Consider the following 22,630-nt stretch of genomic DNA (forward strand, 5'->3'; position numbering starts at 1 on the left):
CGCGGCGCCGCCCGACGCCGTGCCCTACGCCCAACCCGTGCCCCGGCCAAGGCCGGGTCCGCCCGGCGCCGGGTGGGGGCCCCCACCGGCCCCCCGCACCGCCATCGCCGCGTTGTGCCCGGGTACCCCGCTGACCCCGCCGCCGCGCACCGCGCCCGCCCCGCACAGCAGGACGTTGCGGTGCGCGGTCCCCACGCCCCACCGGCCCGCGTCCCGGTCCGCGGCGGACTCCGGTTCCGCGTAGGGCCAGGACAGGTCCCGGTGGAAGATGTGGCCGCGGGGCAGGCGCAGTTCGCGTTCCAGGTCGAGCGGGGTCTTGGCCTCGATGCAGGGGCGGCCGTCGGCGTCGAAGGCCAGGCAGTCGGCGATCGGTTCCGCCAGGTGGGCGTCGAGCTGGGCGAGGGTGGCGGCGAGCAGGACCTCCCGAGCCCCCTGGTTGTCGTGGTCGAACAGCCGCGCCGGGGTGTGGAGTCCGAAGAGGGTGAGGGTCTGGTAGCCCTGCTCCGCCAGCTCCCGCCCCAGGATCGTCGGATCCGTCAGCGAATGGCAGTAGATCTCCGAGGGCGGTACGGAGGGAAGTTCGCCGGCCGCGGCCTCGGCGTGGGCCCGCGCGAGCTGCTCGTAGCCCTCCGCGATGTGGAAGGTCCCGCCGAAGGCCTCGCGCGGGTCCACGGAGGTGTCGCGCAGCCGGGGCAGCCGCCGCAGCAGCATGTTGACCTTGAGCTGGGCGCCCTCGACGGCCGGGGCTTCGGGCTCCTCGCCCAGCAGCGCCGCCAGGGTCCGCGGGGAGGCGTTGACGAGCACCACCCGCGCGGCGACCCGGCCCTCCCCCGACCGCGTCCGGAAGGCCACCTCGGCCGGCGCGGTCGCGCCGACCGCGCCCCCTGTACGGTCCGTACCGTCCGTGTCGATGCGCACCACCTCGTGCCCGGTGGCGATCTCCGCCCCGGCCGCCCGGGCGGCTCCCGCCAGGGCGTCGGTGAGCGCCCCCATGCCGCCGACCGGAACGTCCCAGTCCCCCGTGCCGCCGCCGATGACGTGGTACAGGAAGCAGCGGTTCTGCGCGAGGGAGGGGTCGTGGGCATCGGCGAACGTGCCGATCAGGGCGTCCGTGAGGACGACCCCGCGCACCAGGTCGTCGCTGAACTCCCGCTCCACCGCCCGCCCGATCGGTTCCTCGAACAGCATCCGCCAGGCCGCCTCGTCGTCGACGCGGGCCCGTAGCTCCGCCCGGGTGGGCAGCGGCTCGGTCAGCGTCGGGAAGACCCGTTCGGCGACCCGCCGGGTGGTCCCGTAGAAGGCGCGCCAGCTCTCGTACTCCCGGTCCGAGCCCGTCAGCCGGGCGAAGGACTCCCTGGTGCGCGCCTCGCCGCCGCCGACGAGCAGCCCACCGGGCCGGCCGGAGCGCTCGAAGGGGGTGTACGAGGAGACCGATCGCCCCCGTACGGCGAAAGCCAGGCCCAGCTCGCGCACGATCTTCGCCGGGAGCAGCGAGACGAGGTACGAGTACCGGGACAGGCGGGCGTCGATGCCCGCGAACGGCCGGGTGGACACGGCGGCCCCGCCGGCGTGGCCGAGGCGCTCCAGGACCAGCACCGAACGGCCGGCCCGTGCCAGGTAGGCGGCGGCGACCAGGCCGTTGTGGCCGCCTCCCACGATCACCGCGTCGTAAACATCCGTACCGAAGCCCCGCGAGGTCGTCATGGCTCTTGGTAACACACCTGGCCCAGCCGCTCCAGGCAGTGCGCTTCGTCGGCGTGCGCGGCGACCGTGTCGGGGTGGTCGTCGCCCAGGGACCGTTCGCGGATGCCGGAGAGTTCCCGGTAGACGGGCAGCGCCTCGTCCCAGCGGCCCAGCCGGCCCAGCCCCACGGCGAGTTCCCGGCGGCTGACCAGCGTGTCGGGGTGTTCGGCCCCGAGCGCCTTCGCCCGCGCCGCGGCCACCTGCCGGGCCTCGGCCACGGCCTCCTCCCAGCGCTCCAGCCGCCCCAGGTTGACTCCGAGGACGTGCCGGGCGCGCAGGGTTTCGGGGTCGGCGGCCCCGTAGGCGCGGGTGCGGTCGGCGACCAGGGCGCGGAACAGCTCCAGGGCCTCGGCGGAGCGGCCGGTACGGCCTAGCGCGATGCCCGCCTCGTACCGCGCGGCCAGCGTGTCGGGGTGGTCGCGGCCCAGCACCCGCTCCCGTACGGCGGCCACGTGCCGGAAGCCTTCCAGGGCCTCTTCCCAGCGCTCCAGGCGGCCGAGCGCGTACGCCACTTCGTACCGGGTCAGCAGCGTGTCCGCGTGCTCCGCGCCCAGGGCTGCCGCCCGGTCCGCGGCGACCTCGGCGGCGGTGGTGTGGGCCTCGGCGTAGCGGCCGAGGGCGCCGAGCGCGCAGGCCAGGTTGTGCCGGCAGCGCAGGGTGTCGGGGTGGTGCGGTCCCACGGTCCGCTCGCGGGCGGCGAGCACCGCGCGGTAGCCCTCGTAGGCCTCCTGGTGGCGGCCGAGGAGGCCCGTCTCGTACGCCGCCTCCTGCCGCGCGGCGAGGGTGTCGGGGTGGTCCGGGCCTAGCACCCGGGCCCTGCCGTCGGCCACGGCCGCGTACACGGCCAGGGCCTCCTGCGTGCGGCCGGCCCGGCTGAGGGCGAAGGCCCGGGTGTGGCCGGCGGCGAGCGCGACGGCGCCGGTGGGGTCGGCGGCGGGGCCGCGCGGGACCCCGTAGGCGGCGGTGAGCCGCGGGTCCGCGGCGGGGCTCGGGTCCCCTGCGGGGCGCGGGCCGACGACGGGCACGGCTGCGGACCCCGCAGGCGCCCCGGCCGACCCGGCCGGGGACTCGGCGGGCTGCCGTGCGCTGGGGCGCACGGCCGTCCAGGAACCGGTCAGGACGGCCCACTCCCCGCTCGCGGGGCGGGCCTCGATACCGGCCTTGCGCCCGGCGGTCATCCCGCCGGCCCATCCCGGCAGCGGCGCCCACGGGCCGGCCGGCCCGCCCGGGAGCGCGCCGGAGCCGAGCCGGGCCTGGACGAGGTGCCGGTGCAGGTGGCGGGCGTCGTCCGGCCGGTCCTCGGGCCGCTTGGCCAGCAGGTCGAGCACCAGCCGCTCGAAGTAACCGGGCAGCTCGGGGCGGTGCTCGCGCGGCGGCACGGGCGCGGTGTCGCGGTGGCCGACCAGGACGGACCAGGAGTCGCCGAGGTCGAACGGCGGGGCTCCGGTGGCGATCTCGTAGAGGACGCAGCCGAGGGAGTAGAGGTCGCTGCGGTGGTCGACCTCGCCGCCCGCGATCTGCTCGGGCGACATGTAGTGCGGGGTCCCCATGGCCATGCCGCCGCCGGTCAGCTTCGCGGTGAAGCCGATGTCGGCGGCGAGGCGGGCGATGCCGAAGTCGCAGATCTTCACCGTGCCGTCGGTGAGCCGCATGATGTTGGCGGGCTTCAGGTCGCGGTGGACCACGCCCTGGTCGTGGGTGTAGCCGAGGGCGGCCGCCATCTGCTCGGCGATGTCGACGACCACGTCCACGGGGAGCGGGCGGGCTTCGTTGTCCTCCAGGAGCTGGCTGAGGTTGCGGCCTTCGAGCAGCTCCATGACGAGGTAGAGGGGGCCGCCGGAGGCGCTGTCGTCGCCGAAGTCGTGGACGACGGTGACGCCCCGGTGCTGGAGGGACGCGGCGACGCGCGCCTCGCGGCGGAAGCGCTCGCGCAGCACCTGGGTGAAGTGGGCGTCCTGCTCGGGCCCGATGGGCTTGAGGCACTTGACGGCCACGTGCCGCCCCAGCGACTCGTCCCGGGCACGCCACACCTCGCCCATGCCGCCGCGGCCGATCAGGTCGAGAGACCGGTACCGGCCTTGGATCAGTCTGGACTCCGCCATGTCTTGAAGTCGCCCCCGTGTGTCGTGCTACGCCCTCCCCGGCCGGTCCAGTATGGCCGCTGATGTACGCAGTGTGTACGGCGCGGGGCGGCTCCCGGGGCCCATGCGGCGCATCGCTTTCAAGATGTGACCTGGAGGCAGCTTCCAGCGTAGACCTGCGGGAATGCTGCGCAGCAGGCTACCGGTGAGACGCAGGCGGCGGGTGACGCTGCGCGGGGCCGGTGCGGGGCGGCCGTACAGCTGGTGCGCGTACGCGGGGAGGGATCCGTAGGCGAGGGCGGCGAGCGGGCGCCACAGCAGGTTTCGGCCAGGGACCAGGAGGGGGTGGACGGGCGGGCTCCGCAGGAAGTCGTCGACGGCGCGGGCGTCGGCCCCGGCGGCGAGCTGGGGGCGGATCCGCTCGAAGTAGGCGGCGAGGGCCGCCGTGTCACCCGGTACCCCGGACGGGTCGAGGCCGACGAGGCGGGCGTTGACGCGGTTCTCGGCCACGTAGCGGTCCGCCTGGCCGGGGCTGAGCGGGATGCCGGAGCGGCGGATGATGTGCAGGAAGCTGTCGATCTGGGCGCAGTGGACCCACAGGAGCAGCTCGGGGTCGTCGACGGGGAAGCGTTCCCCGGTGGCGGGGTCGGTCGCGGACAGCGTGCGGTGGATCTTCCGGACGCGGGCACCGGCCTGCTCGGCGGCTTCGGTGGTGCCGTAGGTGAGGGTGCCGACGAAGTCGGCGGTGCGCAGCAGCCTGCCCCAGGCGTCCCGCCGGAAGTCGGAGTTCTCCATGACCCCGCGCACGGCGCGCGGGTGCAGGGCCTGGAGGTAGAGGGCCCGGACCCCGGCGATCCACATCATCGGGTCCCCGTGGCACTGCCAGGTCACGGAGGAGGGGCCGTAGAGCCCCGGGTCGGGGCCGCCGTCCGCTGCGCTCATGGTCGTCCCAGCCCCCTGCGTCGGCCCGCGTTCCTGCCTGCCCTTCCAGCATTCCACCCCGCGCGGGCCCGTACGCGCCACTAGGATTTCCCGTCTGCGGACCGCACCCGCTTCCCCTCGGGACGAGGAGCACGGGCATGCGTACGGGTGAACACGGCGGTACGGGAGAACACGGCGCTACGGGAGACGACGCCGGTACGGGAGAACCCGCCGGTACCGGGCAGCTCGGCGGCATGGTCGCCGTCATCACCGGCGGCTCGGCCGGCATCGGCCTGGCGACGGCGCACCGCTTCGTCCGCGAGGGCGCCAGGGTCTTCATCACGGGCAGGCGGGAAGCCGAGCTCGCGGCGGCGGTCGCGGAGCTGGGCGGGAGCCCCGTAGCCGTCGGCGTGCGCGGGGACGTCTCCCGCGTCGAGGACCTGGACCGGCTCTACGGGGCGGTCGCGGACGCGGGCTGCGCGATCGACGTCCTGGTGGCCAACGCGGGCGGCGGTCCGGCGGGCGGCTTCGCCGAGTTCACCCAGGAGCAGTTCGACGCCACCTCGGACCTGAACTTCCGGGGCACCTTCTTCACCGTGCAGCGTGCCCTGCCGCTGCTGCGGGACGGCGCTTCGGTGGTCCTGCTGGGCTCGGCCGCCGGTTCCTCCGCGTCCACCCGGTTCGGCGTGTACGCCGCCACCAAGGCCGCAGTCCGGTCGATGGCGCGCAGCCTCGCGCTGGAACTCGCGGGGCGCTCCATCCGGGTCAACACCCTCAGCCCGGGACCGGTCGACACCCCCGCCCTGGCCCGGGCGCCGGCCGCCGTACGCGAGCGGGCCACCGCCGGGGTTCCGCTCGGCCGGGCCGGGCGCCCCGAGGAGGTGGCCGCGGCGGCCCTGTTCCTCGCCTCGCGGGAGAGCAGCTTCATCACCGGAGTCGAACTCTTCGTGGACGGCGGCGCCGGCCAGGTCTGAGCGGAGCCGTGGAGACCGGGCACGCCGGAGCCGTGTCGCGCGGACGCGACACGGCTCCGGATCAGTCGGTGCCCGCGGAGCGGGCCGCCGTCACCACGTCCCCGCGGGGGAATCCCAGCTCTTGAGGACCCCACCTCCCGCCCCCGCCAGTTTGCCGTTCGTGCCGGCGAGGAAGGTGAAGGTGGCGTAGACGCCGTTGCCGTAGTCGTACAGGGTCGACATGTCGCTGAGCCCGTCGCCGTTCTCGTCTCCGCCCATGGGCCACGAGCGGTCGGCGTTCCAGGTGCCGGGGCCGGTGTCGACGGTCATCTCGGGGGTCCCGAGGTTGCCGTCCGCGCCACCGGGGAACTGGAAGAGCCCCATCCGGTCACCGCCGTAGCGGTACATGGCCGTCAGGTCCGCACGGCCGTCGCCGTTCGTGTCGCCGGCGAACAGCTTGACCGGATCGAGCTGCCAGCTTCCCGGACCGGCGGACCAGCCGGCCTGGTTGAAACCGGGGTGCGTGCCGTCGGGGCGGGCGAGCCCGGTGAAGACCCGGACGGAGTTGTCGTCGTACACGTACAGGCCGATGATGTCGGCACGGCCGTCGCCGTTGACGTCGCCCACCGCGTACTTGGCCTTCTCGTAGTACCACCAACCCGGGTGGGTCTCCTCGAAGCCCTTCACCGGCGCCTCGAATCCCGTGCCGTCGCGGAAGCGGGACGTGAAGTTCGCCATCCGCCCGTCGGCGTAACCGTAGATGGCGATCAGCTCGGACCGGTGGTCGCCGTCGGTGTCGCCCGCCAGCAGTGTGGTGCGCGACCAGTCCCAGCCGGATGCCTGCGACCAGCCCGCCGGTCCGGCGTCGAGACCGCCGTCGGGCCGGGCCAACCAGGACAGCAGCCGTACCGTGCCGTCGCCGTACAGGTACAGGGCCCCTATGTCGGTGCGGCCGTCGCCGTTGAAGTCGCCGGCCGCGTACTTGGCGCTGGTCACGCACCAGTTGTTGGCCGGAGCCTTCCACGACTCGAAGGGGGCGCCCAGACCGCTGCTCGGCGTGCCGAGGTGGGTCCACAGCGCGGCCCCGCAGCCGCCGTAGTCGACGATCGTCGCCATGTCGGCGCGCTTGTCACCATTGAAGTCGCCGGACAGCGTGATGCGTGCCGTCCCCTCGCCCTGCCCGTAGGCGAAACGGGTCACCGTCCCCGTCGTGCCGTTCCAGCGGACGTACCCGCCCTGGAAGTCGGACCGGGCTCCGTTCGTGACCACGTACTCGTCGGAAGTGGGGAAGCCCAGCGAGCCGTTCTCCCAGCCCTGGTCGGACCAGTGGCCGCGGATCGCGCCGCGGACCAGGTGCGCCCCGGTGTCCGGGCTCCAGTAGATCGAGGTGGGGTAGGCGCCGGGCGTACGGAAGTGGACGAAGCGGCCGTACAGGTCCGGGGTGCTGACCGTGTCGGTGATCGGATAGCCGAGGGCCGTGCCACCGACCGACAGGTACTTGGCGAGGATCGGGCCGCACACCCGGTGCTCGCCGCTGTCGGCCGAGTTGAAGGTCTGGCAGGTGTTCCAGTCGGTGGTCGTACTGTCCCGCAGCACCTTCGGGTCGCCGAAGGCGTTGTTGCCGCCGCCCGCGTCCCGGCCCTCCCAGGTGGTGATCCGGCCGTCGTTGGAGACGCTCCACAGGTCGGCCCAGCCGTCGTTGTCGCTGTCCCCGTCGCTGGAGACGATGTGGTGCATCCCGTCCGTGAGGCCGCTCTGGAGCCAGCCGGGGCCGCGCACCCCGTACGCGTCGAGGACCGGGGCACCGGCGGCGTCGCGCCGGGACGGGTAGGAGTACAGCCGTCCGTCACGGCGGTCGCGCGCCCACAGGTCGGGCAGCCCGTCCTTGGGTCCGGCCACGCTGCCGGTGTCACCGGGGGCGGCGAGGGTGAGGTCCTGCCAGCCGCCCTTGCCCACGAGCCGCGGACCGCCCAGGGCGTTGGTGCCGTTGAGGCCCTTGAACAGCCACAGGTTGGCGCCGCCGCTGCCGTCGTCCTCCACGGTCAGCAGGTCGTAGCGGGGGGTCGAGGGGGCCTGCGTGCCGTCCACGTCCCCGATCGCGAGGACCTGGCGGACCCGCGACCAGTCCGCCGCGTACTCCCCGCCACAGGTCTGACCGGAGGTGTTGTACGGGTTCACGCAGCCAGTGGTGGGCCGTGCGGTGCTCAGGCGCTGGGCGCCGGCGACGGTGAAGTACTGGTTGTCGTTGCCCGCCGGGCCGCCCGAGCCGTTGACGGTGTTCAAGTAGAAGTACAGCCCGGCGTCGCCCGGCCGGTGTGCCCAGAGGTCGTCGGCGCGAGAGCCGTTGCCACCGCGGTGCGTGGTGTCGACCCCGCTCCAGCTGCCCCCGGGGGCGTTGGCCGCGTTGGAGGCGAGCAGGCCGCCGGTACCCGGATCGCGGTTCTTGGAGTACACCCGCAGGTCCCCCGTGGTGGTGTCCGGGACCAGGAGGTCGGGGTACCCGTCGAGGGTGAGGTCGCCGAGGACCGTCTTGGCCTGCGGGTCGTCGGGCGCGTAGAAGACGTAGGAGAACTCGGGCGAGCGGTTCCCGGCCCGGTCCACCGCGCGCACGTGCAGGATGTTCGTGCCCCAGGTGGTCACGGGCAGGCTGAGGGCCGCGTGTCCGTCGCCGTCGGCGGCGGCGCTCTGCGCGCCGGTGGCCGGCAGTACCCCGTTGAAGGACCATTCGAAGCCCGACAGGCCGGAGCCGTTGTTGCGGTCGGTGGAGGACAGTGTGAACGCGCCCGTCGCGCCCGCCGTCTTGGCCGGTGCGGCGGGGCTGCCCGTCGGCGGGAAGTCGGTGGAGGTCACCGAGGGCGCGTCGGGCGCCGTCAGGTCCACGGAGAAGCTGCACCCGCGCGACCAGTCGCCCGAGGTCAGGCCGTCCCCGCCGCGGACGTACCAGTCGTACTGGTGGCCGTCGGCGAGGGTCCCCGCCGACACGTCGATCTGACTTCCGTTCGGCACGGCCGGATTCGGCACCCAGCCGAAGTCGGTCAGGGTGCTGCCGCCACCGGTGACGTCCCACAGGTTGAAGTTGGCGCCGAGGTTGTCGCCGTCGGGGTCGGTGACCCGTGCGTGCAGGCCGATGCCGCCGGTGGCCGCGTTGGTGGCGCCGATCCAGCCGCAGTCCCCGCGGGTGGGGTTCTTCGGGGCGGGTGACACGTACAGGCTGTTGGGCGCGTCCGGGGTGGAGTTGTACTCCACGTACAGGTTGGGCAGTTGATACGGATACGGGCCGGTCTTGCGCGTGTAGCGCTTGAAGCCGTTGCTGCTCGTGCTGGCCTCGTCCGAGCCGTAGAGGCCGAAGGTGAGGTTCGGGGCGCCCGCCGTGTCGCGGACCGTCTGGGTGACGTCCCAGCTCGCCTCGTTGGTGCCCGAGGGGCAACCCGCGCCGCCCGCGCTGTTGGTGTCGGCGCGGCCCTGGTAACGGATGTTGCCGGGCTGGTTGTTCCAGTTCGTGCCGCCGTCGATGGCGCCCGTCCAGTACAGGTCCACGCCGTGGGTGTTGCCGCAGGTGTTGTCGGCGGCGTACGACTGGGTCGCGTTCAGGCTGGCGTAGTTGACGGTCTTTCCGCGCACGTCGAAGGCTTCGACCTGGACGAAGGTGTGCTCGCGTCCCTTGCAGGTGGTGGCCCAGCGCTGATTTCCCACGCCCATGTCGTAGCGGTTGCCGTAGTCGTCGTAGTGCGTCGCGGTCTTGCAGCCCTCCTGGACCCAGGTCCAGTGCTGCGTGCCGCGCCACACGGGCTTCCACGCCGGGTCGATGTACACCGGGTAGACCGTGGACGGGCGGGCCAGGAAGCCGGTGTCCGCCTGGACGGACAGGGCCGAGGCAGAGGGGGCCGCTGCGACCGGGGCGGTACGTGCGCTGTCGCCGGGGCCGGAGGTGTCGGAGGCGACCTTGACCACGCCCGGCGGAGGGACGTCGGCGGCGGCCCGGTCCTTCGAACCCGGCGCCTCCCGCGCCCCCTTGGGGGTGGCGGGCGCGGGTGAGGACGGGGCCACGGAGGAATCCCACATGACGGGGGCGGGAGAGCGGAACACCTCGCTGCCCGAGGCGTCCGTCGCGGCCATGGTGCCGTCGTCGCGCTTGCCGACCTTCAGCCCCGGCGCGGCCAGGCCCAGGCGGAACGCGGCGACGGCGGGGTTCTTCGCCGCTGCCGGGGTCTTGACGACCAGGACCTGGGTGAAACCGCCGTCGACGGTGGCGGTCACCGCGAGGTCCACGTCCGGCAGCACGCTCCGGTAGGTCGCGGTCGCGCCTTCGACCACGGGTTCGGGCAGGGCCGTGGGCCAGGTGAGGTCGAGCTTGCGGCCCCCGCCGTCGGTGAGTCGGGCCATCGGGGTGTCGCCGCCGCGGGTCAGCACCAGCCCCGAAAGGGCCGCCTTGGGACGCCAGTTGCCGTCCGCACCGCGGATCAGCGTCGCATCGAGCGGTACCCAGGCGCCGTTCTGCTTGGTGCGGACCGGCGCGGCGGTGCGCGTCAGGGCGTACGTCCCGTCCGGTTTGGCCACGACGGTGTCGGTCTCGGTGGTCAGCGAGGGCACGGGGACGGGCTTGCCGGTCCGCTTGGCCTCGGCGGAGGCCCGCGCCTGAGCGGTCGGCTGACTGGCGTCCGGAGCCGACGCTCCCGGCGCCTGTGGGGTCTGCGCCTGCGGGGACCGTGCCGTCGAGGCCTGGAGGGCGGCCCGGCCCGATAATCGGGCCGGGGACTCCACGGCCCCCGCGGGGGCTCCGGCGGGCAGCGCGACACCGATCGCCAGGCCGGCCGCGACGGCCCACCGTATGGACCGGCGCCGTACCAAGCTCGCGTACGTGACTCTCATGCGGGGCTCTCCAGCAGAAGCGAGGAACGCGGACACACGGGCGGCCGGGCGGCCGCCGGTGGCGGGTCGGCGGGAGCTTCGCACGGGGGCGGCGCCCGCGGGGGGGGGGGGGGGCGCCGGGCCGGGGGGGGGGGGGGGGCCCCCCCGGGGGGGGGGCCCCCCCCCGCCGGCGGGGCCCCCCCAGGCCGTAGGGCAGGTCGACCGGGTCTCGACCGGGTCTCGACCGGAGGTCGAGCATCTCCCCGTAAATCTTTGACGAATCGTCAAGACCCTTGCTGGCAAGCGGAGTCGAAAGTGGCTGCCGGTTCGATTCCGGTTGTCCTTCCGGTCCGCCCGCCCCCACCGGACCACGGAGGCCCCTGGTGCGTTCCCGACCCCCTGCGCCACCCGCTCTGCGCACGACCCGACCACCGCGCCTGTTAGGACGGGCCGTGGTCGCCGCCTTCGCCGCCCTCGCACTGGCGGTGCCCGCTGCCACGGCCGCCGGAACCGCCCAGGGCCAGGGCCCGAAGGACAAGCGGCTCTGGGCCCCCGGTGAACTGGGCGCCACCGCCTCGGTCGGCGGGAAGAAGGCCCCGCGCGCCCGCCCTGCCGCCGCCCCCGGCGACGGCGCCCCGCACTGGCGTCCGTCCCGCGCCGACTGGCCGGACGCCACGACCGCCGAAGTCCGGCTCGACCCCGCGGCCAAGGCGGCCGAACCGGCCCGGGCCGCCAACATGCCCCTCACCCTCGCCTCCGGTTCCGCGACCCCCGCCGGGTCCGCCCCCTCGGCTTCGCGGGCTCCGGCGGCCGGGCTGTGGGCCGTCCGCGCGGCCGCCCCGGCCACCGGCAAGGTCACCCTCTCGCTCGCCGACCGCAAGGCCGCGGAGCGGGCCGGGGTCGACGGCCTCCTCGTCTCCCTCACTCCCCGCGAGGACTCCGCCCGCGGCGCGGCCCGCCTCGGCCTGGACTACACGGCGGTGAAGAACGCCTACGGCGGCGACTGGGCCTCCCGGCTCCGCCTCGTGGCCCTGCCGGCCTGCGCGCTGACCACCCCCGACCTGGCGCGGTGCCGGATACAGACCCCCGTCCCCGGAGCCGTCAACGACGTGCGCGCGGGTCGGCTGCTCGGGGAGGTCACCCTCGGCGGGGGCGCTGCCTCACCCAGTGCTCCCGCCCTCGGCGCCCCGACCCTCGGTGCGGCGGCCCTGAGTGCCGCGGACAGCGGCTCGGGCGGAGTCACGGTGCTCGCCGCCAGCGCCGCCCCCGAAGGCTCTTCCGGGGACTACAAGGCGACCCCGCTCTCGCCGGCCGGCTCCTGGTCGGCCGGCGGCAACTCCGGCACGTTCCGCTGGAGTTACCCCATCACCCTGCCGGCGTCCCTCGGTGGGACGGCCCCGTCGGTGGAGCTCTCCTACAACTCCGCCGCCGTGGACGGCCGGACCGTCACCCGCAACTCCCAGTCCTCCTGGATCGGCGACGGCTGGGAGTACGAGCCGGGCTTCGTCGAGCGCGCCTACCAGGGCTGCAAGCAGGACGGCAAGGACGGTACGGGCGAGGCCTGCTGGAGCAGCAAACAGCCCGTCACCCTGTCCCTGAACGGGTCCAGCACCGAGCTCGTCCTGGACGACACCGGCAAGAACTGGCGTACGTCCGACGGCTCCCCGACCCGTGTCGAACTCGCGAAGCTTCCTGCGGGCGTTTCGAACGGGGACAACGACGGCGAGTACTGGAAGATCACCACCCCCGACGGCGTCCAGTACTACTTCGGCGCCCAGGCCAAGCCCGGCACGACCTCCGGCCCCAATTCCAACTCGGCCTGGACCAGGCCGGTGTACGCCAACAACGCGGGTGAACCCTGCTACCAGGCCGACTTCGCGCAGTCCTGGTGCCAGCAGGCCTGGCGCTGGAACCTCGACTACGTCGTCGACACCCGCGGTGGCCTCGTCTCCTACTCCTACGCGACCGAGAGCAATCAGTACTCCCGCAACCCGGACGCCGCGCACCCCGACGGCACCCCGACCCCGTACGTCCGCGGCGGTCAGCTGACCCAGATCGGCTACGGTTCGAAGCTCACCGACACCACCGGCCCCACGGCCCGGGTCCTCTTCACCGCGGCGGAGCGCTGCGACCCGGCCATCGTGCCGAAGGCCGACTGCGCCGCCCCGCCCACCAAGGCGACAGCGGCGAGCTGGCCCGACGTGCCCTTCGACCAGAACTGTGACGCGGGCACCTCCGCCAAGGACTGCAAGCACTACGCGCCCACCTTCTGGAGCACCCGCCGACTGGCGAAGATCACCACCCAGGTCCTGACGGGCGGCTCCCCGGCCACCGTGGACGAGTGGACCCTCGCGCACGACTACCCGAGCCCCCAGGACGGCACCACCCCTTCGGTGTGGCTGTCCTCGATCACCCGGACCTCCCTCGACGGGACGGCCTCGCTGACCCTGCCCTCCGTCGACTTCACCGGCACCCTCATGCCCAACCGCGTGGACACGGCGGGCGACAGCCGCCCCCCGCTCAACCGGCGCCGGATGACCGCCGTGACCACCGAGTCGGGGCTGCGCCTGGGCATCGAGTACGCGGCCCCCGACTGCGCGGCCGGCTCCTTCCCGGCGCCCGACGCGAACACCCGCCGCTGCTACCCGGTGTTCTGGAACCCGGACCCCGGCACCACCATGGATCCCACGATCGACTGGTTCCACAAGTACGTGGTCGCCGGGGTTTCCGAGACCGACGCCACCTCGGCCGGAGCCGACCCCTCACCGGCCCGCACCACCCGGTACGAGTACGTCGGCGCCGCCGCCTGGCACCGCGACGACGGTGAGCTCACCGAGGCCAAGTCCCGTACGTGGAACCAGTTCCGCGGCTACGGCGAGGTGATCGTCCGCAAGGGCGGTACGCAGGCGAACCCCGCCGACAAGACCACCCAGACCGGGACCGTCTACCTGCGCGGAATGGACGGCGACTACAAGGCGGACGGCACCCGCCGTTCCGTCGCGATCCCCGGTGGCCAAGCCGCCGACTCCGCGCCGCTGGCCGGCTTCGTCCGCGAGAGCCGCACGTACAGCGGCGACGGCGGCACCGTCACCGCCACCACCGTCAACGACCCGTGGACCGGGCCGGTCGTCGCGCGCCACGGGCGCGGCACCGGACTGCCTGACCAGACGGCCCAGTTGACCCGGTCCACGAGGAGCACCTCTTCGGCGCTCCTGTCCGACGGCACCTGGCGCGCCATGAGCAAGACGACCGGTTTCGACGAGACCACCGGAGCGGCGACCAGCGAACTCGACAGTGCCGCCGGGCTGCCCGACTTCTGCACGAAGAAGACGTACGCCTCCAACACCGCCCTGAACATCATCGCGCTCCCGGTCGAGTCGGTCTCCCTCGCCGGCGACTGCTCGGTGGCTCCCGGAGCCGGTACCACCACCTCGCACACCCGGACCCTGTACGACGGGCTGCCCTTCGGGCAGATCGGCACGGTCGGTGCGGCCACCACGGCGCAGGTGATCGACGGCTACGACGGCGCCTCGCCCTCGCACACCCTCGACACGGTCACGGAGTACGACGCCTACGGCAGGCCGGTGAAGGTGACCGACACCCTCGGCAACACCAGCACCACCGGCTACACCCCGGCCTCCGGCGCCCTGCCCACCCGAGTGGCGGTCACGGGGCCAACAGGGTGGACCACCACCACCGACCTCATGACCGCGCGCGGCCTGCCGGTGAAGACCTCGGACATCAACAACCACGTCACGGAGCTGGCCTACGACGCCGCGGGCCGCCTCACCGGGGTCTGGCAGCCCGGCCGCGACCGGGCCGCCGGGCAGAGCCCGAACCTGCAGTTCGCCTACGACCTGAGCAAGACCGCGCCGAGCGTGGTCACCACCCGAACCCTGCGCGACGACGGTGCCTACCGCGCCAGTTACCAGATCCTCGACGCGTTCCTCAAGGTCCGCCAGACCCAGGAGGCGCCGGTCGACGAATCCCCCGGCCGGATCCTCGCCGACACCTTCTACGACTCGCTCGGGCGGGTCGTGAAGACCAACCAGCCTTACTGGGACAAGACCACAGGCCCCTCGGGCAGCCGATTCCTGGCCAACGACACCGAAGTACCCGCGCAGACGGGGACCTTCTACGACGGCCAGGGCCGCAAGACCGCCGAGGCGCTGTCCTCGCACGCGGTCGAGCAGTGGCGCACCACCACCGTGTACGCGGGCGCCGAGAAGACCAGCACGCTCCCGCCGGACGGGGGTACGGCCACCACCGTCATCACCGACGCCCGGGGCAAGACCGCCCAGTTGCGACAGTACAAGGACCAGGCGCAAGCGGGCAGCGACGTCGCGGCCGCCTTCACCGCCACCTCGTACACATACGATCCGCGCGCCCAGCTGAAGACGGTGACGGACGCGGCGGGCAACTCCTGGTCCTACACCTACGACCTGCTGGGCCGTCAGATCTCGGCGAGCGACCCCGACAAGGGGACCGGCGAGACGCACTACGACGCCGTGGGCCGGGTGGCGTGGACGAAGGACGCCCGCGGGCAGGTCCTGTCGACCACGTACGACAAGCTCTCCCGCAAGACCGGCCTGTACGCCGGACCGGTCTCGGACGCGAACCTGCTGGCGAGCTGGTCCTTCGACCGCCTCGCCCGCGGCCAGGCCGACGGCTCCACCCGTTACGTCGGCGGCAAGACCGGGGCGGCGTACAGCAGCGAGGTCACCGGTCTCGACGCGCAGTACCACCCCCTCGGCACCAAGGTCACGATCCCCGCGGCGGAGGGCAAGCTCGCCGGCGCCTACACCCAGAGCGTGAGCTACACGCCCGTCACCGGAAAGCCCGTCTCCGTCACCCTCCCGGCGGCCGGCGGCCTGCCGGGCGAGACGATCACCACGGGCCTGAGCGACAACGGTCTCCCCGTCACCCTGTGGAGCGAGGAGTCCGACTACGTCAACCGCACCGCGTACGACCCCTTCGGCCGGGCCCGCCGCGTCACCTACGGCGATGTCCCGAAGCAGGTGGCCTACACCCCGCGGTACGAGGAGGCCACCGGCCGCCTCGCCGCCACCAACCTGGACCGCCAGACCGGCCCCGGCGACACCCAGGTCACCGGATCGGTCGACGCCACCACCTACACGTACAAGCCCTCCGGCGACATCACCTCCGTCGCCACCCGCCGCGACGAGGGGGCGGCCGGTTTCACCACCGACCGGCAGTGCTTCACGTACGACTACCTGGACCGGATGACGGAGGCCTGGACCGACAAGAACAACGCCTGCACCACCGCGCCGCCGAAGACCTCCGACGTGGGAGGCCCGGCACCGTACTGGCAGTCTTACGGCTTCGACGTCACGGGCAACCGGACGAAGCTGGTGGACCACGATCCGGCCGACGCCACGGGCGGCCGCGACACCGTCACCACGTACACCTCGCCCGCGCCCGGCGCGGCCCTCCCGCACACGGTCACCGGGACCTCGCGGAGCGGCCCGGCGGGGGCAGCCTCCACCGCCTACACGTACGACGCCGCGGGCAACACCCTGACCCGCCCGGGCGGCCAGACCCTGGCCTGGGACCAAGAGGGCCACCTCGCCTCCAACACCGGGAGCACGTACCTCTACGACGCGCAGGGCTCACGCCTGCTGCGCCGCGACCCCGGAAAGGTGACGCTCTACCTCGGTACGGACGAGCTCACACTCACCACCGCCTCGGGCAGCGTCTCGGGGGTCCGCACCATCCCGGGCATCGCCGGCGGCCCCTCGATCGTGCGCACCCCGACGGGCCTGACCTACGAGGCCAGCGACCATCACGGCACGGCCACGACCTCGCTCGACGCGTCGACCCTGGCGATCACCCGCCGAGCACAGAAGCCGTACGGCGAATCCCGCGGCCCGGCTCCGGCCGCATGGCCGGACGACAAGGGTTTCCTGGGCAAACCCCAGGACACCACGGGCCTGACCCACATCGGCGCCCGAGAGTACGACCCGGCGCTGGGCCGCTTCATCAGCGTGGACCCGGTGGCGGACCTGGCCGACCCCCAACAGATGCACGGCTACACCTACGCCAACGCCAACCCGGTCACCAAGAGCGACCCGACCGGCCTCATCTATGGCCTTCCCTGCTTCGAGACGGGCGACTGCGGCGACCCGAAGGGCGGCACCATCGGGGACGGCGGCACAGGGGACAACAGCGTGAACGGATGTGGTGGGCAACCGTGCCCGACCGAGCCCGGGCAGGGCGTCAAGCTGGGACCGTACTTGCCTCAGCCCCTCGCCGGGCCGAAGCCCCTGCCCAACGGCACCTACAAGGTGACCATCGTGCCCAAGGGCGAAAACGAGTTCCAGGTCCTCCTGACCGAGACGGCGAGCAGCTACTTCCACTACGACCCGAACTGCGGCCTTCCTGGCGCCATGCTGAGAACGGCGTGCTCCTCGGCCAACATGGCGGCCCCGACCTTCGCGGCGGCGGCCGACGGAAGAATCGCCTTCTACACCTACGCCTTCGACTCAAGTGGGAAGACCGTGCCCAAGCTGCTGGATGTGGTCAGCAAGGGCTCTCTCGTCACAGGGGCGTTGGCCTCCCTCATCACCAACTGGCAAGCGAACGACTGCAACGGGACCGCGGCCAGGGTCGTGAAAACGGCCAGGGACACCGCGTTCGACGTGGGGTACGTGCTCGGCACCGCGTCCGTGGGCGGGCGGATCGGGGCACTGATCGGCACTCCGTTCGGCCCTATGGGCGAGGCCGTCGGAACGGGGGCCGGAACCGCCGCAGGCACTATCTACGGCGCGATAACCACTAGTTGGACGAAGAATGCAGTCAACGGAGTAATTGAGGACTCAGGCAACTGGATGAAGGACAAATTGGAGGACAAGCTCATGGGAATGATCTACCACGGATAGCCGGTACGACCCGCTGAACTCCGTGTGCCCCCGTCCTCCCCGGACGGGGGCACATCCGGCACCGCCGGGGGGGTGTCAGCGCCGCACGCGCGGCATGCCCAGGCCGATCCACGAGATGATCTCGCGCTGGATCTCGTTGTTGCCGCCGCCGAAGGTGAAGATGACCGCGCTGCGGTAGCCGCGCTCCAGTTCGCCGTGGAGGACCGCGCCCGCGGAGCCGTCCTTGAGGGCGCCGGCCGCGCCGACGACCTCCATCAGCCAGGCGTACGCGTCCCTGCGCGCCTCGGAGCCGTAGACCTTGACGGCCGAGGCGTCCTGCGGGGTGAGGGTGCCGTCCTGGACGGCGTTGACCATCTGCCAGTTCAGCAGCTTCATCGCGTCGAGGCGGGCGTGGGTGCGGGCCAGGCGGCCCCGGACCCAGGAGAGGTCGATGACGCGGCGGCCGTCGGCGAGCTTGGTGTCGGCGGCCCAGCGCTGGACGTCGTGCAGGGCGCGGATGGCCATCGTGCCGTGGGCGGCGAGGGTGACGCGCTCGTGGTTGAGCTGGTTGGTGATCAGGCGCCAGCCCTTGTTCTCCTGGCCGACGCGGCGGCTCGCGGGGACGCGGATGTCCTCGTAGTAGCTGGCGGTGGTGTCGTGCGAGGCGAGGGTGTTGATGAGGGTGCAGGAGTAGCCGGGGTCCGATGTCGGGACGAGGAGCATGGTGATGCCCTTGTGGGCGGGTGCGTCCGGGTCGGTGCGGACGGCGAGCCAGACCCAGTCGGCGGTGTCGCCGTTGGTGGTCCAGATCTTCTGTCCGTTGACCACATAGGTGCCGGTCTCCTCGTCGCCCTCGCGGACGGCCTTGCACTTGAGGGCGGCGAGGTCGGTGCCGGCGTCGGGCTCGCTGTAGCCGATGGCGAAGTCGATCTCCCCGGCGAGGATCTTGGGCAGGAAGTACGCCTTCTGCTCGTCGGTGCCGAACTGCATGATGGTCGGCCCGACGGTGTTGAGCGCCATCAGCGGGAGCGGTACGACGGCCTGCGCGGCCTCGTCGAAGAAGATGAACTGGTCCATCGGCGACATCCCTCGGCCGCCGTACTCCTTCGGCCAGCCGACTCCGAGCCAGCCGTCGGCCCCGAGCCGGCGGATGGTCTCCCGGTAGAAGCGCTTCTGCGCGGCCGGGTCCTCGTACCGGCCGTAGACGTCCTCGGGGACCAGCTCGGCGAAGTAGGCGCGCAGCTCGGTGCGCAACTGCTGCTGCTCAGGCGTGTATTCGAGGTGCACGGCCCCTCCGGGTCTCTCGTGGCTGGTCGTCGCGCGGGCGTCCATCGCCGATGCCGGGGCAGACTAGAACCTGTTGCAAGAATCCGGAAGGGTCGGCGGGGCGTCAGTTCAGAGGGTCAGTTCAGGGCTCTGATCATGGCCACCGTGGCCGCTTTCATGGCCTCCCGGGCGGCGGTCAGGTACGGGCGCGGGTCCGCCGGGGTCAGATGGGTGCGGATCGCTTCGGTCATCGCCACGTTGAGCGCGGTGCCGATGTTGACCTTGCGGATGCCGCCGGCGACGGCTGCCGCGAGTTCCCCGTCCGGCAGCCCCGAGGAGCCGTGCAGCACCAGGGGCACGTCGACCGTCTTGGCCAGCCGGGCGAGCAGCGCGTGGTCCAGGGCTGCGGTCCGGATGGTCATGGCGTGGCTGCTGCCGATCGCCACGGCCAGCGCGTCCACTCCGGAGTCCGCGACGAACCGCCGCGCCTCGTCCGGGTCGGTACGGGCGCCGGGTGCGTGCGGGTCCAGCGGCGCGGCCCCGTTCTTCCCGCCGACCTCGCCCAGCTCGGCCTCGATCCAGAGCCCGTTGACGTGTGCCCAGTCGGCGGCGGAGCGGGTGGCGTCCAGGTTCTCGGCGTAGGGGAGGTGCGCGGCGTCGTACATCACCGAGCTGAATCCGGCGTCCACGGCCTGGCGCAGCAGCTCGGAGCTCTTGACGTGGTCCAGGTGCAGGCCGACCGGAACCCCGGCCGCCTCGGCCACGGCCACCGCCGCACGGGAGATGGGAAGCAGCTGCCCGCCCCTGAACTTGACCGCGTTCTCGCTGAGTTGGAGGACCACGGGCACTCCGGCCGCTTCGGCGCCCGCGACCACCGCTTCGGCGTGCTCCAGCGTGATGATGTTGAAAGCGGCCACGGCCCGCCCCTCGGCGGCCGCTTCCCGGACGAGGGCTCCGGCGGAGACGAGGCTCATCGGACCGCCTCCTCGCCCGTGGTGAGGATCACCGAGCGGGTCAGGTTGCGCGGCGCGTCCGGGTCCAGCCCCCGGTGGGCCGCGACGGCGACGGCGAGGCGGTGTACGCGGACCAGCTCGGCCAGCGGGTCGAGGTGTCCGGCCACCCACTGGGCCCCGGTCCCCCGGACCTCTTCGGCGAGCCCCGCCGGGGCCTCGCCGATCGACCAGGTGGCGGTGCCGGGCGCGGAGACGCTGATGGGCCCGTGCCGGTACTCCATGGCCGGGTAGGACTCGGCCCAGGCCAGGGCCGCTTCGCGCATCTTCAGCGCGGCCTCGTTGGCGAGTCCGACGCTCCAGCCGCGCCCGAGGAAGGTGAACTGCCCCCGGGTCTCCAGCTCGGCCGGGAGCGGGGCGTTGAGCGCGGCGCGCGCGTCGGCGACCACGGACGGGGTGTGCAGTCCGACGTGGGCGCGCAGCAGGGTCAGGGCGGTGGTGGCGAACCGGGTCTGGACCACGGACCGCTCGTCCGCGAAGTCCAGTACGACGAGCTCGTCCGCCAAGGTGATCACGGGGGTGGACGGATCCCCGATGACGGCGGTGGTGGGTACGCCCGCGTCCCGCAGGCCGGCCAGCAGGTCGAGCACCTCGGTGGTGGTCCCGGACCTGGTCAGCGCGACGACCCGGTCGTAGCGGCGGTGGTGGGGGAACTCGGAGGCGGGGAAGGCGTCGGTCTCGCCCTGCCCGGCCTCCTCCCGCAGCACGGCGGCGGCCTGGGCCATGTAGTACGAGGTCCCGCATCCGACGATCGCGGTACGCTCCCCCGGCCGCGGCAGCACCGCCCGCCGCTCCGGGGCCAGTTCGGCGGCCCGCTCCCAGCATGCGGGCTGCGTGCCCAACTCGTACGCGACATGGCTCATGGCGGCTCCCTAGCGCGGTGCGTGCACCCCTGAATGCGTGTTCTTGCAAGATAGTGGGCTCTTTCGCGCAACTTCAAGCATCTTGGGGATGATCTCCTGCGTTAATGTCGATACGTAGGCCGCCGCGCACCCGGCGTGCACCGGCGCTTGGGCCAAGAGAGACCATCGAAGCGAACAGTGAAGCGAATACCGAAGGGGCGGCCGATGACCCGCAAGGAACGCTGGCAGACACTGCTGGACCTGCTGGTGGAGCGGGGCGAGCTGGAAGTGGAACCCGCCGCGGAGGCCCTCGGCGTGTCCGCCGCCACCATCCGCCGCGACCTCGACCAGCTCGCCGAACAGCAGCTGCTGGTCCGCACGCGCGGCGGAGCGGTCCTGCACGGGGTCTCCTACGAACTCCCCCTGCGCTACCGCACCTCGCGCCGGGCCGCCGAGAAGGGGCGCATCAGCGAGACGGTCGCGGCGCTGATCGTGCCGGGCGAGGTGATCGGCCTGACCGGCGGCACCACGACCACCGAGGTGGCGCGGGCACTGGCCGCCCGCCCCGACCTCGCCACCGGCTCCCCCGCCCTCACCGTCGTCACCAACGCCCTCAACATCGCGGGCGAGCTGGTCATCAGACCGCAGTTCAAGATCGTGCTGACGGGCGGCGTGGCCCGGCCCCAGTCCTACGAGCTCACCGGCCCCCTCGCCATGGAGGTGCTCGGGCAGCTCTCCGTGGACACCGCCGTGGTCGGCGTGGACGCCTTCGACCCGGTCGACGGAGCCGCCACCCGCCACGAGGACGAGGCGGCCATGAACCGCCTGCTCTGCGAGCGGGCCCGCCGGGTGGTGATCGCGGCCGACTCCAGCAAACTGGGCGTCCGCGCCTTCGCCCGCATCGTCGCCACCGACGCCGTGGACGTCCTGGTGACGGACACCGGCCTGTCCCCGTCGGTCGCCGAGGCCTTCGAGGCGGCGGGCGTCGAGGTCATCCGGGCCTGAGGGGCAGGGCCAGGCCCGCGCGGCTCGCGCTCAGTGCGCCGGGAGCCGGCCCGCCTCGCGGACCAGGGCCGCCAGGACCGGGGCGATCAGCGGGTGCGCCTCGGCTCCGCGCCGGGTGGCGGCGAAGACCCGGCGGGTCGCCGCCGGGCCGGCCACCGGGCGGACCTGGACCTCCTTGAGCTCCATGCCGCGCAGCGCCGAGCGCGGCACGAGCGCGACCCCGGCCCCCGCGCCGACCAGCGCGACCACGGCCCTGAAGTCATCGGAGGAGTGCACCAAACGCGGCTGGAACCCGGCGAGTTCGCAGGCGAGCTGCATCACGTCGTGGCAGGGGTTGCCGGGATACTGGCCCACCCAGTCCGAATCGGAGAGGTCGGCCAGCGACACCTCGGGCAGGTCCCCGAGCGGGTGCCCGGCGGGGAGGACCGCGTCGAAGGGCTCCGCGTAGAGCGGGAGCACCGAGAGCCTGCTGTCGCCCGGGCCCGGGGCGCCCCGGTATTCGACGGCCAGCGCGAGGTCCGCCTCGCCGTCGAGCAGCAGCGGGAGGCTCTGGTCGCCCTCCGCGTCGCGCACGCGCAGCCGGATCCCGGGGTGGTCCACGGCGAGCCGGGTGATGGCCGGGGCCAACACCTCGGCGATGCCGGTGGCGAAGGCGGCCACGGTGACCTCGCCCGCCGAGCCGCCCGCGTAGGCGGCGAGTTCGGCCTCGGCCCGCTCCAGCTGTGCCAGCACCTCGTGGGTGTGCCCGAGGAGGATCTCCCCGGCGGCGGTGAGCCGTACGCCCCGCCCGCTGCGGGTCAGCAGTGAGTGCCCGGTCTCCTGCTCCAGCGCCGCGAGCTGCTGGGAGACGGCGGAGGGGGTGAGGTACAGGGCTGCGGCCGCGGCGGTCACCGTACGGTGGTCCGCCACGGCCCGCAGGATGCGCAGCCGGCGGGGGTCGATCACAGGGCCATTCTCGCAGCCTGCGAGGCCCATGCGGGCCGCGCCCAGTTCCGGGGGCAGCGCTCCGCGCGGGCCCCTGGGGCTCCGCCCCAGACCCCGCGCCTCAAACGCCGGCGGGGCTGGATTTGGCCAGCCCCCGGC

General features: G+C 73.2%; 11 protein-coding genes. 3 read left to right on the top strand and 8 right to left on the bottom strand.

Annotated features, from left to right (window positions below; genetic code table 11):
* Positions 1–24 precede the first annotated feature (24 nt).
* Genes ACFXDJ_RS33995 through ACFXDJ_RS34005 form a run of 3 tightly spaced genes read right to left on the bottom strand, consistent with a single transcriptional unit; the run spans position 25 to position 4,766 of the window.
* Positions 25–1,704 carry a phytoene desaturase family protein gene (locus ACFXDJ_RS33995; protein WP_384851191.1) on the bottom strand — a complete coding sequence of 560 codons (1,680 nt, stop codon included), beginning with the start codon at positions 1,702–1,704 and terminating at the stop codon, positions 25–27.
* Positions 1,701–3,845, bottom strand: coding sequence for a tetratricopeptide repeat protein (locus ACFXDJ_RS34000; protein WP_384851193.1), 2,145 nt, complete (start codon positions 3,843–3,845; stop codon positions 1,701–1,703). Before ACFXDJ_RS34000 ends, ACFXDJ_RS33995 begins: the two co-directional genes overlap by 4 nt.
* A gap of 27 nt (positions 3,846–3,872) precedes the next feature.
* A complete protein-coding gene (locus ACFXDJ_RS34005; RefSeq protein WP_384663281.1) occupies positions 3,873–4,766 on the bottom strand; it encodes an oxygenase MpaB family protein in 894 nt (297 codons plus the stop codon).
* Positions 4,767–4,999: 233 nt separating this feature from the next.
* Between ACFXDJ_RS34005 and ACFXDJ_RS34010 the strand changes: the two genes are divergently transcribed.
* Positions 5,000–5,719 (top strand): SDR family NAD(P)-dependent oxidoreductase, encoded by a 720-nt coding sequence (locus ACFXDJ_RS34010; protein ID WP_384663284.1) that lies wholly within the window; start codon positions 5,000–5,002, stop codon positions 5,717–5,719.
* A 90-nt stretch (positions 5,720–5,809) separates the two neighbouring features.
* Here ACFXDJ_RS34010 and ACFXDJ_RS34015 read toward each other — a convergent pair whose 3' ends face one another.
* Entirely contained in the window at positions 5,810–10,288 is a 4,479-nt protein-coding gene (locus tag ACFXDJ_RS34015; protein ID WP_384851195.1) for an FG-GAP-like repeat-containing protein, read from the bottom strand.
* 710 nt (positions 10,289–10,998) lie between these two features.
* Between ACFXDJ_RS34015 and ACFXDJ_RS34020 the strand changes: the two genes are divergently transcribed.
* Positions 10,999–17,445, top strand: coding sequence for an RHS repeat-associated core domain-containing protein (locus ACFXDJ_RS34020; RefSeq protein WP_384654315.1), 6,447 nt, complete (start codon positions 10,999–11,001; stop codon positions 17,443–17,445).
* Positions 17,446–17,520: 75 nt separating this feature from the next.
* Here ACFXDJ_RS34020 and ACFXDJ_RS34025 read toward each other — a convergent pair whose 3' ends face one another.
* The 3 genes from ACFXDJ_RS34025 to ACFXDJ_RS34035 all read right to left on the bottom strand — a co-directional run bounded on the left by ACFXDJ_RS34025 (position 17,521) and on the right by ACFXDJ_RS34035 (position 20,563).
* A complete protein-coding gene (locus tag ACFXDJ_RS34025) occupies positions 17,521–18,711 on the bottom strand; it encodes an acyl-CoA dehydrogenase family protein (RefSeq protein WP_384654318.1) in 1,191 nt (396 codons plus the stop codon).
* A gap of 116 nt (positions 18,712–18,827) precedes the next feature.
* The gene (locus tag ACFXDJ_RS34030; RefSeq protein WP_384654321.1) at positions 18,828–19,664 is read right to left on the bottom strand and encodes a ketose-bisphosphate aldolase; all 837 of its coding nucleotides are present in this window, start codon (positions 19,662–19,664) and stop codon (positions 18,828–18,830) included.
* A complete protein-coding gene (locus ACFXDJ_RS34035) occupies positions 19,661–20,563 on the bottom strand; it encodes an SIS domain-containing protein (protein ID WP_384851197.1) in 903 nt (300 codons plus the stop codon). The genes ACFXDJ_RS34030 and ACFXDJ_RS34035 overlap by 4 nt, the downstream gene beginning before the upstream one ends.
* 204 nt (positions 20,564–20,767) lie before the next feature.
* Between ACFXDJ_RS34035 and ACFXDJ_RS34040 the strand changes: the two genes are divergently transcribed.
* Complete coding sequence (locus ACFXDJ_RS34040; protein ID WP_384663989.1) at positions 20,768–21,547, top strand: DeoR/GlpR family DNA-binding transcription regulator; 780 nt, start codon at positions 20,768–20,770, stop codon at positions 21,545–21,547.
* Positions 21,548–21,577: 30 nt separating this feature from the next.
* On the opposite strand, the gene ACFXDJ_RS34045 is transcribed toward ACFXDJ_RS34040, so the two are convergent.
* Positions 21,578–22,492: a LysR substrate-binding domain-containing protein gene (locus ACFXDJ_RS34045; protein ID WP_384663986.1), complete on the bottom strand. Its 915-nt coding sequence runs from the start codon at positions 22,490–22,492 to the stop codon at positions 21,578–21,580.
* Between the last annotated feature and the right edge of the window lie 138 nt (positions 22,493–22,630).

Source organism: Streptomyces sp. NPDC059443, assembly GCF_042750105.1.
Lineage (GTDB): Bacteria > Actinomycetota > Actinomycetes > Streptomycetales > Streptomycetaceae > Streptomyces.

Bases quoted from the DNA above. Each gene is read 5' to 3' on its own strand.
- ACFXDJ_RS33995 (WP_384851191.1), bottom strand. From the start codon at position 1,704: ATGACGACCTCGCGGGGCTTCGGTACGGATGTTTACGACGCGGTGATC.
- ACFXDJ_RS34000 (WP_384851193.1), bottom strand. From the start codon at position 3,845: ATGGCGGAGTCCAGACTGATCCAAGGCCGGTACCGGTCTCTCGACCTG.
- ACFXDJ_RS34005 (WP_384663281.1), bottom strand. From the start codon at position 4,766: ATGAGCGCAGCGGACGGCGGCCCCGACCCGGGGCTCTACGGCCCCTCC.
- ACFXDJ_RS34010 (WP_384663284.1), top strand. From the start codon at position 5,000: ATGGTCGCCGTCATCACCGGCGGCTCGGCCGGCATCGGCCTGGCGACG.
- ACFXDJ_RS34030 (WP_384654321.1), bottom strand. From the start codon at position 19,664: ATGAGCCTCGTCTCCGCCGGAGCCCTCGTCCGGGAAGCGGCCGCCGAG.
- ACFXDJ_RS34035 (WP_384851197.1), bottom strand. From the start codon at position 20,563: ATGAGCCATGTCGCGTACGAGTTGGGCACGCAGCCCGCATGCTGGGAG.
- ACFXDJ_RS34040 (WP_384663989.1), top strand. From the start codon at position 20,768: ATGACCCGCAAGGAACGCTGGCAGACACTGCTGGACCTGCTGGTGGAG.